This is a genomic window from Arthrobacter sp. BE255, from assembly GCF_031457335.1.
Taxonomy (GTDB): domain Bacteria; phylum Actinomycetota; class Actinomycetes; order Actinomycetales; family Micrococcaceae; genus Arthrobacter.
This window is the reverse complement of record NZ_JAVDWK010000014.1, coordinates 82,488-95,976: the sequence shown is the minus strand read 5'-3', so window position 1 is coordinate 95,976 and position 13,489 is coordinate 82,488. Positions and strand designations below refer to the sequence as shown.

Annotated in this window: 11 protein-coding genes; 6 read left to right on the top strand and 5 right to left on the bottom strand. The window is 68.1% G+C overall.

Annotated elements, in window-relative coordinates; translation table 11 throughout:
* Nucleotides 1-13: 13 nt before the first annotated feature.
* The 3 genes from J2X42_RS20235 (at nt 14) to J2X42_RS20225 (ending at nt 3,817) form a co-directional block, all read left to right on the top strand.
* A complete protein-coding gene (locus tag J2X42_RS20235; protein WP_310167702.1) occupies nt 14-1,432 on the top strand; it encodes an MFS transporter in 1,419 nt (472 codons plus the stop codon).
* Between the two features lie 34 nt (nt 1,433-1,466).
* Nucleotides 1,467-2,471 carry a nucleoside hydrolase gene (locus J2X42_RS20230; protein ID WP_310167701.1) on the top strand — a complete coding sequence of 335 codons (1,005 nt, stop codon included), beginning with the start codon at nt 1,467-1,469 and terminating at the stop codon, nt 2,469-2,471.
* Nucleotides 2,472-2,533: 62 nt separating this feature from the next.
* Nucleotides 2,534-3,817 carry a S8 family peptidase gene (locus tag J2X42_RS20225; RefSeq protein WP_310167700.1) on the top strand — a complete coding sequence of 428 codons (1,284 nt, stop codon included), beginning with the start codon at nt 2,534-2,536 and terminating at the stop codon, nt 3,815-3,817.
* A gap of 16 nt (nt 3,818-3,833) precedes the next feature.
* Here J2X42_RS20225 and J2X42_RS20220 read toward each other — a convergent pair whose 3' ends face one another.
* The 4 genes from J2X42_RS20220 to J2X42_RS20205 all read right to left on the bottom strand — a co-directional run bounded on the left by J2X42_RS20220 (nt 3,834) and on the right by J2X42_RS20205 (nt 8,167).
* The gene (locus J2X42_RS20220; protein ID WP_310167772.1) at nt 3,834-4,619 is read right to left on the bottom strand and encodes a GntR family transcriptional regulator; all 786 of its coding nucleotides are present in this window, start codon (nt 4,617-4,619) and stop codon (nt 3,834-3,836) included.
* 177 nt (nt 4,620-4,796) lie between these two features.
* Nucleotides 4,797-5,522 carry a hemerythrin domain-containing protein gene (locus tag J2X42_RS20215; RefSeq protein WP_310167699.1) on the bottom strand — a complete coding sequence of 242 codons (726 nt, stop codon included), beginning with the start codon at nt 5,520-5,522 and terminating at the stop codon, nt 4,797-4,799.
* Nucleotides 5,523-5,645: 123 nt separating this feature from the next.
* Nucleotides 5,646-7,394 carry a histidine kinase gene (locus tag J2X42_RS20210; RefSeq protein WP_310167698.1) on the bottom strand — a complete coding sequence of 583 codons (1,749 nt, stop codon included), beginning with the start codon at nt 7,392-7,394 and terminating at the stop codon, nt 5,646-5,648.
* Nucleotides 7,391-8,167: a response regulator transcription factor gene (locus J2X42_RS20205; protein ID WP_310167697.1), complete on the bottom strand. Its 777-nt coding sequence runs from the start codon at nt 8,165-8,167 to the stop codon at nt 7,391-7,393. Before J2X42_RS20205 ends, J2X42_RS20210 begins: the two co-directional genes overlap by 4 nt.
* Nucleotides 8,168-8,194: 27 nt before the next feature.
* Here J2X42_RS20205 and J2X42_RS20200 point away from each other — a divergent pair, with 27 nt between their 5' ends.
* The 3 genes from J2X42_RS20200 (at nt 8,195) to mgtA (ending at nt 12,776) form a co-directional block, all read left to right on the top strand.
* On the top strand, nt 8,195-8,569 hold the full coding sequence (locus J2X42_RS20200; RefSeq protein ID WP_310167696.1) for a hypothetical protein: 375 nt from the start codon (nt 8,195-8,197) through the stop codon (nt 8,567-8,569).
* A gap of 166 nt (nt 8,570-8,735) precedes the next feature.
* Nucleotides 8,736-9,989, top strand: coding sequence for a S8 family peptidase (locus tag J2X42_RS20195; protein ID WP_310167695.1), 1,254 nt, complete (start codon nt 8,736-8,738; stop codon nt 9,987-9,989).
* Nucleotides 9,990-10,091: 102 nt separating this feature from the next.
* Nucleotides 10,092-12,776 (top strand): magnesium-translocating P-type ATPase, encoded by a 2,685-nt coding sequence (mgtA, locus tag J2X42_RS20190; RefSeq protein ID WP_310167694.1) that lies wholly within the window; start codon nt 10,092-10,094, stop codon nt 12,774-12,776.
* Here the strand turns inward: mgtA and J2X42_RS20185 are convergent.
* Nucleotides 12,727-13,404, bottom strand: a complete 678-nt coding sequence (locus tag J2X42_RS20185; RefSeq protein WP_310167693.1) for a TetR/AcrR family transcriptional regulator — start codon at nt 13,402-13,404, stop codon at nt 12,727-12,729. The two genes, mgtA and J2X42_RS20185, sit on opposite strands and share 50 nt — an antisense overlap.
* Between the last annotated feature and the right edge of the window lie 85 nt (nt 13,405-13,489).

The window sequence follows — 13,489 nt, the reverse complement described above, 5'->3', positions numbered from 1 at the left end:
AAAGGAGTTTGATGTGAACACCCCCGCCCCGGTCACCGCCTCCCCGCCGGTCAGCGTGGAACAGCCGGCCTTCGCCGGCCGCCGCGCCGCCCTGCTGATCTCCACTCTGCTGCTGGGCGTGCTCTCCTTCCAGCTCAACGCCAGCATGGTCACCCCGGCGCTGCCGCAGATCGCCGCCAGCTTCGGCCAGAGCGCCGACAGCGCGGCCCCGGTCCAGTCCATGTTCTTCCTGGCCGGCGCCATCGCCGGGCCCGTGATCGGGCGCTGGAGCGACTTCATCGGCCGCCGCGCCGCCCTGCTCCTGGTTCTTGGCATCATGGGCGCCGGCACCATCCTCTGCATCACCGCCCCCACCCTGCCGCTGCTGGTCACCGGCCGGTTCCTGCAGGGCGTCTCCAGCGCCGTCTTCGCCCTCGCCTACATCGTGCTCAGCGAAAATCTGCAGGCCAAGGTCTTCGGCACCTCGGTGGGCATCATCGCCGCCATCAACGGGGGAGTGGGCGGCGTGGACGGCTACGTGGGCGGGCTCATGGCCGAGACCCTCGGCTACCGGTCCATCTTCGTCGTCGTCCTGGTCCTCACCGCCATCGCCGCGGCCTGCATCATCAGGATCGTCCCGGCCGGACGCCCCGCCGGAGTGCGCGGCGCCATGGACTGGTGGGGCGCCGGATCCCTGTCCGTGTTCCTGGTCTTCATCACCTACTTCGTCTCCGGCGGCTCGGCCGCCGGCTGGACCGCGCCGGGCACCCTGGCCTTGCTGGCCGGCACCGTCGCCTCCTTCGCCGCCTTCTGGATGATCGAAAAACGCCGCACCCACCCGCTGATCGCCGTGCACCACCTGCGCTCCCGCCAGGTGTGGCCGGTCATCGCCACCACCGTCCTGGCCCTGGCCGGCATCTTCGCCATCATCAACTTCACCGTGGTGCTCCTCAGCCAGGACGCCGGCGCCGGCTTCGGCCTGACCGCGTCCGTGTCCGCGCTGCTGTTCCTCACCCCGGCCGCCCTGATCGGCGTCTTCGTCGCACCCCTGGCCGGCTGGCTCGCCGACCGGCGCGGCTGGATCAAGACCCTCCGGGCCGGCACCGGGCTCAGCCTCGCCTGCGCCATCACCGCGGCCATGTTCTCGGACAACCAGGTGGCGGTGCTGATCGCCGTTGCGGCGCTGGGCATCTTCTACAACGGCTTTTTCCTCACCGCCATCAACGGGCTCTCCGTGCTGCTCTCACCCAAGGAAGCCCCGGCTGCCCTGCCCGGGATCAACGGTGCCTCCTTCGGCATCGGGGCGAGCCTCGGCGTCGTGCTTGTGGCGCCGTTCGCCGCCCAGGCCAGCGCCGCCGGCTACGCCACCGCCCTCTGGATTTCGGTGGCCATCACGGCCGCCGCGTTCATCGTCAGCCTCTTCGTCGCCGCCCCCAAGGGCGAGACCCTCTGACCACCCCACCCTCAAACGAAAGATGGACACCGCCATGACCACCACCAGCCACCCGTTCTACCTGGACTGCGATACCGGGATCGACGACGCCCTCGCCCTGGCCTACCTGCTCGCCGCGCCCGCGGCCGACCTGCGCGGAATCGGGACCGTCAGCGGCAACGTCAGTGCCGCCGCCGGCGCCCGCAACACCCTTGACCTGCTCCAGCTCGCCGGCCACGCGCACATTCCCGTGGTGCTCGGCGCTCACGATCCTTTGGTCGGATCGTTTGGCGGCGGGGCGCCGTGGGTGCACGGCGACAACGGGATCGGCGGGGTGTCGCTGACGACGGCGTCTGCCGGGCTTGCGCCGGAATCCGCGGCCCAGATGCTGGTCCGGCTCGCCCACGAACACCCCGGCACGTTACGGGTGCTGGCCATCGGCCCGCTGACCAACATTGCCGAAGCCCTCCGGCTGGAACCGGCGCTGCCCTCGCTGGTGGATTCGGTCACTGTGATGGGCGGGGCGGCCCTGGCCCCGGGCAACATCACCGCCGTGGCCGAGGCCAACATCCACAACGACCCCGAGGCTGCCGCCGAGGTCCTGGCCGCCGCATGGGACGTCACCCTGGTGCCGCTGGACGTGACCATGGCCAACGTCCTGGAGGAGAACCACCGGCAGGAACTTCTCGCCGCGGACGGTCCGGTGCCACAGGCGCTGGGGGAGATGCTGGGCTACTACTTCCGGTTCTACGAAGGCATCTTCGGCCGGCCCTGCTCCGCCATGCACGATCCCCTCGCGGCAGCGCTCGCGGTGGGCGGAATCAAAGCCGCGGTGGCCCCGGTGGTGCATGCCGCCGTCGACACCACCGACGGTCCCGGCCGCGGGCAGACCGTCTGCGACCTGCGCGGCGCCTACCTGGGCTACCCGGACCAGCCCGGCGCCCGCTGCCGCGTGGTCCTTTCACTGGACGGGAATTTCGCCCCGCACCTGGTGGAGACGCTGCTGTCGTTTGGTGAAAGCACGACGGCGGCACTCGCCGCGGGTGCGGCGGCCGCCTGAGGCATCCGCAGACTTTTCCGCAGCCACTATCCAGCCGGTCCCGGCAGGCGCAAGATAACCCCATGAAGAGAACAGCTATCGCAGGTTTCGCGGCGCTCATGATGGGGCTCGGTGCCATTTCCTTCGCGGGCCCGGGCAACGCAGCGCCCGGGCCGTCGCACATCGCGGCGCAGATCATGGTCAAGTTCCGTGACGATGCGGCGGCAGCCGGGGTTCTGCGCCGCCATGGCCTCGGCGACGGCCCGGGGATTGGCAGCACCGGCGCCCACCTCATCAAGGTCCCGGCCGGCAAGGAACTCCAGCTCGTCGACGCCCTCAGCCGGAACCCGAACATTGAGTATGCCGAGCCGGACGAGGTGGTTACGGTCGCCGCGGCGGACCCCGACTATTTCCCCCGCCAGTACGCCCTGCACAATACCGGCCAGTCCTTCACCAACACGCTGGGAACCGTGACGGTGCCCGCGGGTGAACCGGACGCTGACGTGGACGCCGTCGAAGCGTGGACGAAGACGACCGGTGTCGGCATCACGGGTGCCGGCATCAGGGTGGCTGTGCTCGATACCGGAGTCACCACCGACAACAGCGATATCTCGGCAAACGTTGTTGCACGCGCGAACTTCAGTGATTCGGCTCCTCCGGCCGGTGCGGACCTGGTGGATTATTACGGCCACGGCACCCATGTGGCCGGGATCATTGCCGCCACCAAAGATGGGGCCGGGGTTTCGGGTGTGTGCCCGGATTGCGACATCCTGGACGGCAAAGTCCTGAACAACGAGGGGTCAGGCTCCACCTCCAGCATTGCGAAGGGCATCAGCTGGGCTGTCGATAACGGTGCCAGGGTCATCAACATGAGCCTGGGGCAGCGCGTTTCCTCGCGGACCCTGGAAAATGCCGTCAATGATGCCTGGAAGAAGGGCGTGGTGATTGTTGCCGCGGCGGGCAACGCCGGTACGCAGGCCAAGATCTACCCGGGCGCCTACCCCAATGTTATTGCCGTCGCCGCCACCGACAACAGGAATGCCAAGGCCTCCTTCTCCACCTTCGGCAAGTGGGTGGACATCGCAGCTTCTGGCGTCAGCGTGTACTCCACGTTCCCGAAGCACCCGTTCGCCCTTGGCGGCCCGGGCGGCCGGTCCGAGGGCTACGACATCGCGAGCGGCACCTCGATGGCTTCACCCATTGTGGCCGGCGTTGCCGCGCTTGTCTGGAGCACTCCTGCCGGCACGGCAAATTCGTCGGTCCGCGCGAAAGTTGAATCATCCGCCAACGAGAAAATTGACGGCACCGGCACGTACTGGGCCAACGGCCTCGTGAACGCCTGCGATGCGGTGGATTGCGTCCGGTAGTCTCCGGTTCCCGACTCTATGACTGCAGGGACTGCATGACGGACAGGTGCCCGGCGCGGGCGGCGATGAGGCACTTGGCCAGGTAGAAGGGCCGGTTCGCGTGCCTGACGTACTGCGTCAGCACAAGGACCGGATCCGCGGCGCGCAGGTCCAGCAGCTTCGCGCGGCTGGGCCCCACCTGGCTGAGGCTGATCTGGCACTCGCCGGGTCCGAGGACCTTGCCGAAGCGGGTGTTGAGGCTGGCAAGCAGGGTGGCGCCGCCGTCGTCCTCTATTTCCAGCGGCGCGGCGGCGGAACCGCTGCCCAGGCTCACGGGCAGCGCGGAGATGTTTTCCTGCAGGTGGGCGATGGCCTCGCCGTCCCGGATCAGGACGGATTCCCAGAGCCAGCAGTCGGCGCCGGGCTCCACGCCGACGCCGGGCGCGACGAACTCCGAGGCGGGCTGCCGCTCGCGCTGGATGCGTTTGATTTCGAGGTGCTGGCCGGGTCCGCCGAGGACTTCCTCGAAGGGGCGGATCCGTTCGACGCCGATGCGGGGGAGGGTGTCGGCGACGAACCGGCCCACGCCGCGGCGGGCCCTGATGAGGCCGTCCTCCTCGAGCAGCATGAGTGCTTCGCGGACCACTGTGCGGCTGACCTTCATGTCCGCGCCGAGCTCGGTTTCGGTGGGGAGCATGGAGCCGGGCGTCAGCAGGCTGTTGCGGATGGCCTCGGCGATCCGGGAGTACACGGCCACCCGGAGCGGCGAGCCGGGCTGGGCCTCCACCGGCTGGGACAGGAACCTGGCGGCGTCCTCGTGCACGTAATGCCTCACTTCGTGGTCTGGGGATTCCCAGCCTACCGGTGTGACGCGTTTGTTGGACACGCGCCACCTGCCCGGGTGTGCGGCGCTTGCCGGGGCGCGGCGCTTAGCCGAGCGGCTGCCGTCCGCCGGTCCACGGCACAACCCCGGTTGCCGGGATGAGGAGCACCCTCGTCTCTACAGTGTTTCGGGAATCGGGCGTCCCGGGAACAGCGTCGAGTACTGCTTCCGGTACATCCTGCGGCCGATCAGGCGGTAGGCGAGCCGGACCGGCGCCGGGATTTCCTTGAAGAATTCCTTCCGGTCTGCGGGCGGATTCGTGGCCAGCACCATGCCGAGGTAGCCCACCAGGAACTTGTTGCTGACCTGGCTGCTTCCATGCTCGGCGGCTGTCTTCAGCTCCTGCTGGGTCATCACCCTGTCCACGGCGGGCATCACCTCGGTGACCTCCCGCCGCAGGTGCACGTTCAGGACAGCGGACAGGTCCTCGTAGAGCCCCGCCAGTTCCGCCCCGGTCTCGGCGTCTGCCGTTTCCATCCAGCGCAGGCGGAGCGGTTCGATGACCTCAAGCCGTTGGGTGACCTGGCGGTGGTGCTCCAGCATCTGCCCGATGTGCAGGGCGCATGCCGGTGCCCGCTCCGCCAGTTGCGGATACATGAGCTCGTCTTCACCCTCATGGTGGATGTGGAGCAGCTTGTCGAAGTTCCCCAGCACTTCGCCCACGTAGGCGGCGCGGGCGGTGTCGCCGGCCGCTGCGGAGCGGACCAGGCCGGGCGCTTCTTCGTACGCCCAGAGGAACACGCGGTGAATGCGGCGCATGGCCGCCGTCCCGGTGCACAGGACGGGCCCCGGCGGCACAGGGGCCGCGGTCTCGCCAGGATGGATGGTGAAGAAGTCGGTCATTTTGGTGGTCCCTTGCGCTCGTTATCTGGCACCAAGACCTCTCCCCGGCTGCATCGTATCGCCTGCCCTTCCCGCCGCACAATGGCCGGAGGCCGGCGCCACCGGCAAATATGCCGCGTCGTGTCACGGCGGGATTGGCAGCACTGCATGCACCCGGCCGCCCCGGGGGGTACTCCCGGCGGAGAGCGTGCCGCCGAGCTCGGCCGCCCGCTCGCCCATGGAGGCAATGCCGACGCCGGCCTGCCACGACGTACCGGTGCTCCCGTCGTCGGTGACCTCGATCTCGAGGGCCTGCTCACGGAGTGTGAGGCTGACCGTCGCGTGAGGCGATGTGGCGTGCCTGGCCACGTTGGTCAGCGCCTCGACGACGATGCGGTAGACCGCCACCTCGACGGCCGCGGGCAGCGCCTGCAGCCTGTCTGCGCGCAGATCCACCCGCAGTGGTGTCCCGTCCGGAGCCCGCAGGGCCAGTGCCTGCTGTCGCAGGGCGGTGACGAGGCCGAGCTCGTCGAGCGCAGGTGGGCGCATCGCGTAGACCAGCCCCCGGATGTCCTCGAGCGCGGTCACCGTCTCCTGGCGCAGGGTCCGCAGCAGGTCCTCTGCTCCGGAAGGGTCGGTGCGCAGGGTATTCCGCAACGCGTCCGACGTGAACGCGATTCCGGACAGCCGCGCGCCGAGGCCGTCGTGGAGGTCGCGGCGCAGCCGACGGCGTTCCTCCTCGATTGCGGTGATGGCCTGGCCACGTGACTCCCGCAGTTCGTCGGCCAGTGCCCGGGCGCGCAGGGTCTGGGCCAGCAGCGGCGCCACCAGGCTGAGCACGTGGCTGTCACCCGCGGACAGGGTCAGATCACCGGGCCGCAGCCCCACCGCGAGCTCCCCCGACCGGTCAGGGCCAAGGGCGAGCGCGAGGGTCCTGGTGTGGGTGACCTCTGCCCCGGACTCGGCGACGGTCTTCCCGTCCAGGCGGAGCGCAGAATACGGGAGGACCAGTGCCTCGCGAATCGCCCGCAGGGCGAGCACCGGATCGTCACCGATGTGGCCGACGACGCGGGTGGCTGCCCCCAGCGGGTCCGGACGCGCGCCGAAGAGGAGCTCGTCCACGACGGCCCGCAGAACGACCTGCAGCGGATGGAAGGTCATCGCCGCGACGGCGCCGATGACCGCCAGCGTGCTCACAGGCGGCACGCGGCCGCCCAGGATCTCGACCAGCGACTCGACGGTCATGAAGAGGGCCACATAGCCCACCACCGCGGTCACCAAAACCACGAACCGCACCATCAGGCCCCTGACATCGACGACCTCGGGCCGGCGGACCCCGACGTACAGTGCGGGTGCCACGGTGCTCATGGCGAGGTAGGCAATCACCTCTCCGACCGTGCCGAGCTGCATGAACGGGGTGATGAACATGGTTATCCCCGCCAGGGAACCCGCGAGCGCCATCCACTTGAGGGCCCACCGGTCGGAGTCCGCGGCACGTTCGATCTTCCACCAGGTGTGCGCGATCAGGGTGCAGCCGATGACCAGGACCATCGCGAAGAGAGCATCGTCGTTCCCCGCCCAGGCCACCGCCAGGACGCCCGAGCCTCCGATCACGACCAGCGAGACGAAGTCCACCGGGTGACGCCAGGTGAGCGCCGGGTACGCAGTCAGTGCGAGCGGCGCCAACAGCACGCCGCCGATGATGAATGCCAGGCGAGGCGCGTAGCCTCCCTCCATCGCTTCCGCAACGGCTCCCCAGATGATGGCCAGTCCTGCCAAGACCATGAGCACGGCGCTCGGCCGGACCCGCCGCACGCCGAGCAACGCCACCCCGCTGACGGCCGCGCTCACGCCAAGGACCGCCAGCGCGAGCAGTGCAGGAGGGGCGCTCACGTGCCGAGCCCGCCCTCACGGGCGCGGATGATCGCGGCGGCCCGGTCGAACACCTCCAGCTTGGCGAAGATGCTGGTCAGGTGGTTGCTGACCGTCTTGGGGGAGAGGAACAGCGCCTCAGCGATCGCCGACGTACGCCGTCCGGACGCGAGCAGGTCGAGAATCTCGCGCTCGCGGCCGGTGAGCTCCGGGAAGGGGGCGGGCCGTGGTGCGGGTGGTGCACTGAAGTAGCCCAGAATGCGTGCCGCCACGCCCGGCCCGAAGATCGCCTGCCCGGTGACGACCGCGCGGATGGCGGCGACGATCTCCTCCTGGTCTGCGCCCTTGAGCAGGTAGCCGCGGGCTCCGGCCTGCATCGCGGTGAAGACGGTCGCATCGTCGTCGTACATGGTCAGCATGAGCACCGCCGTCTCCGGTACCGACGCACGGATCCGGCGGGTGGCCTCCACGCCGTCGAGACCGGGCATCCGGACGTCCATGAGCACGACGTCGGGCCGCAGGAGTTGTGCCTCCCTCACGGCGGTCTCGCCGTCGCCTGCCTCGCCGGCCACCTCGAGTCCGTCCAGGGTCTCGATCAGCGCCCGGAGCCCGCCGCGGACGACGGGATGGTCGTCCGCGATCAGCACCCTGAGGTTCATGAACCCATTATGGGCGCGTACGCTCCCGGTTGATCCGGGAACTTCCTCCCTTTCACGCGGGATCCGCGGGAAAATGGAGGGGCAGGCCGTCCCTCGTGGAGGGAAGCGGCGCGGGCCGACAGTGGAGTTGTCCACTTCATCCGACCCATCCAAGGAGCAGCCATGAATACCACATCGAAACGGCAGAGGATCGGCCTCCTACTGGCCGGCATCTACAGCGCGTTTAACATCCTGGGCGTGCTTTTCCCCACCCCGGACGGCCAGGTTGGCCCGCCGAGCGGCATCCTCATTATCGACAGCGTGCTGGGCCTGGTCGGCCTGGTCGCCGTGATCGTCACCTGGCGTACCGGCAACCGCGCCGCACTCCGCGCCGCGGCCGGCGCGATCATCCTCATCACGCTCACCACACTGCCGGCGTTTTTCGTCGACGTGCCGGCAGGCATCAAGCTGCTGGTTGGCATGTTCGTGCTGCTCACGATCGCGGCCGTCGTACTCATGTTCTCGCCGGGGCGCCGCTCGACGCCGGTCCTGGACTGATACAGGTTGCGGCGCACCGCGTTACCGCAGACGTGCAGCAGGTGGTCATCACCGGCGTACGACGGCGGCCCTCGCCTCCCGCGGCTCAATCACCTTATCGATTAGGTAGGGTGATTTGCCGGCTGCCCCTATCCGGCGGGGTGCAGGTTGGAGCAAGATGACCCCCATGAAAAGAACTGTTCTGGCTGGTTTCGCGGCGGCAATGATGGCGATTGGCGCACTCAACTCGGCAGCCGCGGGTATCGCGGCGCCGCCCGAGTCATCCCAGGTCGCGGGGCAAATCATGGTCAAATTCCGCGACGCCCGCGCGGCCGCGGGCGTGCTGCGCCGGCACGGCCTCAGTGAGGGGCCCGGCATTGGCAGCACGGGCGCCCAGCTGATCAAGGTTCCTGAGGGCAAAGAACTGAACATCATCGAAGCCCTCAGCCACAACCCTGGAGTCGAGTACGCAGAGCCGGACGAGGTTGTCACTGCCGCTACCGCTGACCAGTACTTCGATCGCCAGTACGCGTTGCAGAACACCGGCCAAGCGTTCACCAACACCAAGGGCGACATTCAGATTGCCGCGGGCAAACCCGACGCCGATGTGGACGCCGTCGAAGCGTGGAGCGTCACCACGGGGAGCAACATCAAAGTTGCCGTCCTCGACTCAGGCGTGGCAAACGACAACCCCGACATCAACCCGAAGGTTGTTGCGCGGGCCAACTTCACCAACGGGGAAACCGGTGACGACAACTACGGCCACGGCACGCATGTGGCCGGGATCGTCGCCGCCAGCCACAACACCCAGGGCGTGGCCGGGACATGCCCTGGGTGCACCATCCTCGACGGAAAAGTGCTGAACGACAGCGGGATCGGATCCAGCTCAAGCCTGGCGGACGGCATCAATTGGGCCGTCAGCAACGGCGCGAAGGTGATCAACATGAGCCTTGGAGTCCGGGCGTCGCGCACCCTCGAAACTGCTGTCAACAACGCCTGGAGCCAGGATGTGGTGCTCGTCGCCGCGGCGGGCAACGGCGGCAACCAGACCAAGATCTACCCCGGCGCGTACCCCAACGTCATCGCGGTCGCCGCTACCGACAACAACGACTCCAAAGCATCGTTCTCCACGTACGGAGCCAGTTGGGTGGACATCGCAGCACCCGGAGTCAACGTCTACTCAACTTTCCCGAACCACAACTTCGCCCTCGCTGGGCCAAACAACCGTTCTTTGGGATACGACGTCGGCAACGGCACCTCAATGTCCTCGCCGATCGTGGCCGCCACTGCCGCGCTTGTGTGGAGCAAGAATCCCGCCGCCACGAGTGCGGCGGTCCGGGCCAAGGTTGAATCTTCCGCCGACGCTATTCCAGGCACCGGAAGCTACTGGGCGAATGGCCGTGTGAACGCATGCAAGGCAGTCGGCTGCGCCCAGCCCTGAGTCTGAACGCGTTTGCAAACCTTGGACGGTTAATCCAGCTTCGCGCCGTACTCTTAGCCCTAGACCGACTGCCCGGGGGTCGGCATGTCCGATCGGATTTGCATGCCAGAGCTCACCATCCACGAGCGGACCACCCTCCAGCTGCCCATCACCGACGCCGCCAGCCTTGCCACGGAGCAGGTAATGGACCGTCTGGGTTCCGGTCCGGAGGGCCTGTCCCACCAGGACGCCGCCGCACGACTCGCCGCGCTCGGGCCCAACGCGGTCCGCACACACCGCGCCAACGGCTGGGCGGTCCTGGGCAGGCAGTTCGGCAGCCCCATCCTCATCCTGCTGATGATCACCGCCGGGCTGTCCCTGTTCCTCGGCGACGCCACCAACTCGATCGTGATCGGCATCATCCTCCTGGCCAGCGTAGGCCTGGGCTTTACCAACGAGTTCCGCGCCGAGAGGGCCTCCGAAGCCCTGCACTCCCGCGTCACCCACCGGGCCGTGGTGCTGCGGGGCGGAACCACCCGGGAAGTTGACGTCACCGCACTGGTGCCCGGCGACGTCGTCCACCTTTCCCTGGGCGCCATCATCCCTGCAGATATCCGCCTCCTGACCACCAAGAACCTCCTGTGCGATGAAAGCATCCTGACGGGGGAATCCCTGCCTGCCGCCAAGGACCCGGCGCCCGTTCCGGCCGGATCGGCCCTGGGCGACCTTGCATCCTGCGTGTTTATGGGCACCGTGATCCAGTCCGGCGGCTGCACCGGAGTGGTGGTGGCCACCGGCGGACGCGCCGAATTCGGCCGGATCGCGCTGGGCCTGGGCGAACGGCAGCCGCAGACCGAATTCCAGCTCGGCCTCAAACGGTTCTCATTCCTGTTGCTCCAGGTGGCTGTCGGGCTCACGTCGCTGATTTTCATCGCCAACCTGCTGCTGCAGCGCCCACTGATCGAGTCGTTGCTCTTCTCGCTGGCCATCGCGGTGGGCATCACGCCGCAGCTGCTTCCCGCCGTCGTCAGCACGTCCCTGGCCACGGGAACCCGCCAGCTTGCCAAGCGCAAGGTCCTGGTCAAACGGCTGGTCTGCATCGAGGACCTGGGCGACATGGACATCCTGGTCACCGACAAGACCGGCACCCTGACGGAAGGACGGATCAGTTTCACCGCCGCGCTTCCGGTCACCGCGGGTCTGTCCGACGACGGCCTGCTCACCCTGGGATTGCTGGCCACCGAGGCCGACTACGCCGAAGCGAAGCATTCCTCCGTGGGGCAGAACCCGCTGGACGCGGCACTCTGGGACAGTCCCACGGCAGCCGGCTTTGATCCAGGCCGGTTTGAGCGCCTGGACCTGATCGACTTCGACCACCAGCGCCGGCGCACCACGGTGCTGGTGCGGGAGGACGGCGGCCCCGCCCGCCTGGTCACCAAGGGCGCCCCGGAGGACGTCCTTGCCCTCTGCGGGCCCGTCCCGCCTGCCGTGCAGGCCATGCTGGATGAACAGTTCGACGCCGGCTCCCGGGTAGTGGCGGTTGCCACCCGGGCGGCGGCGGGGCTGGGCAATATCACCCCGGACGACGAGAGCGGCCTTTCCCTGGCCGGTTTCCTGATCTTCCTGGACCGGCCCAAAGCCAACGCCAAAGAGTCCCTGGACCAGCTGGCGGCGCTGGGAATCTCGGTGAAAATCGCCACCGGGGACAACGCCAAGGTGGCCGAAAAGGTCTGCGCCGAGCTCGGTGTCCTGTCCGGCGGGACCCTGACCGGTGCCGAGATCGAAAAGCTGTCCGAGGCCGAACTCGCGGCCTCCGCCCGGACCGCCACCATCTTTGCCCGCGTCTCGCCCGAACAGAAGGCCCGCATCATCGCGCTGCTGCGCCAGAGCGGCGGGTCGGTGGGTTTCATGGGCGACGGCGTCAACGACGCCCTGGCACTGCACAAGGCGGACATCGGGATCTCCGTGGACAGCGCCACCGACGTTGCCAAGGACGCCGCCGACGTCGTGCTGATGGACAAGGACCTCGGTGTCCTGGCCGAGGGCGTGATGGAAGGCCGGCGGATTTTTGCGAACACCATCAAATACGTGCTGATGGGTACATCCAGCAACTTCGGCAACATGTTCAGCGCGGCCACGGCCTCCGTGGTCCTGAGTTTCCTGCCCATGCTGCCGGGCCAGATCCTGCTCAACAACCTGCTCTACGACTCCGGCCAGCTGGCCATCCCGGGCGACCGCGTGGACAAGGAACAGCTGCGGGCTCCGTCGCACTGGAACATCGCGTTCATCCGCCGGTTTATGTTCCTCTTTGGGCCCATCAGCTCGATCTTCGACTTCGCCACGTTCGCCCTGATGCTGTTCGCGTTCGACGCCGTGCCGGGGGAGTTCCGTGCCGGCTGGTTCATCGAATCCATCGCCACCCAGACACTGATCATTTTCGCGATCAGGACCCGCCGGGTTCCCTTCCTGCGCAGCAGGCCCTCCGCCGGCCTGATCGCGGCCTCCCTCGGAGTGGTGGCGCTGGGCATCTTCCTGCCGCTGTCGCCGCTGGCCGGCGTGCTGGGCTTCGACCCGCTCCCGGTCCCGTTCTTCCTGGCCCTGCTGGGCATGATCGGGGTGTACCTGGTGCTGGTGGAGGGAGCCAAGGCCTGGTTCTTTTCCCGGGCCGCGCAGCAGGTCCCAGCCGTGCCGACGCCCGTCCGCCGCCGGCACGAAAACCACCACATCGCCCGCCGTGCTTTCCGCTTCAGCGCCCCGGTCAAAGTATCGGGTCAGGCAGGAGGTTGGCGGCGAGCGTTCTGGCCATGAAGCGGCCGTAGCGTTCGGCGCTCCAGCCACGTTTAAGGACAAGGGTCTCGTAGAGCTCGGCCGAGGTGCTCATGAACATCACGTCGGCCACCTCATTCTCTGTCAGGCCCTCCCTCAGGAACCCTCTTCCGAGCACGTGCCGCGCGTTGTGCAGCATCCGGCGGTACCGCCCGTCGTCGACATCGCGCAGGAGCGCGGCCATGTCCGGATCCCCGCTCGCGGCGGCCTCCCTGATGAGAAGGTAAACAGGCGCCCCGATGGGACTGACCTCGCTGATGAGCCGGCCGAACTGCTCCATGAGTTCACGCGGGTCAGTGATTGTGGCTTGCGCCCGGTCCGACCGTTCTTCAGCCGGAGGGCCGCCGGCTCCGAGCAGGCTCTGCTCATAGATCGCGCGCACGAGCCCCGGCTTCCCGCCGAAACCCTTGTACACGGACTCGTTCGAGACACCGGCCGCCCGGGCGATCGCTGCGATGGTGGTCCGGCCGTACCCGCCCGCCAGGAACAGCTCGCGCGAGGTCGCCAGCACCCGCATTCGCGACTCCTCGGCCGCCTCCTGGCGGCGCCGGGCGTTGTATGTGCGGGGGCGGGGAGCGCGGCGATGCGGTTCGTTGACCACGGGTCCCACCGGGAATACACTCCTTGTATCAGTTAATTACAGCTGACTGTATCAAATTTAGCGTACCAGCCTCTCCGCCTCCCGCGACGGATGA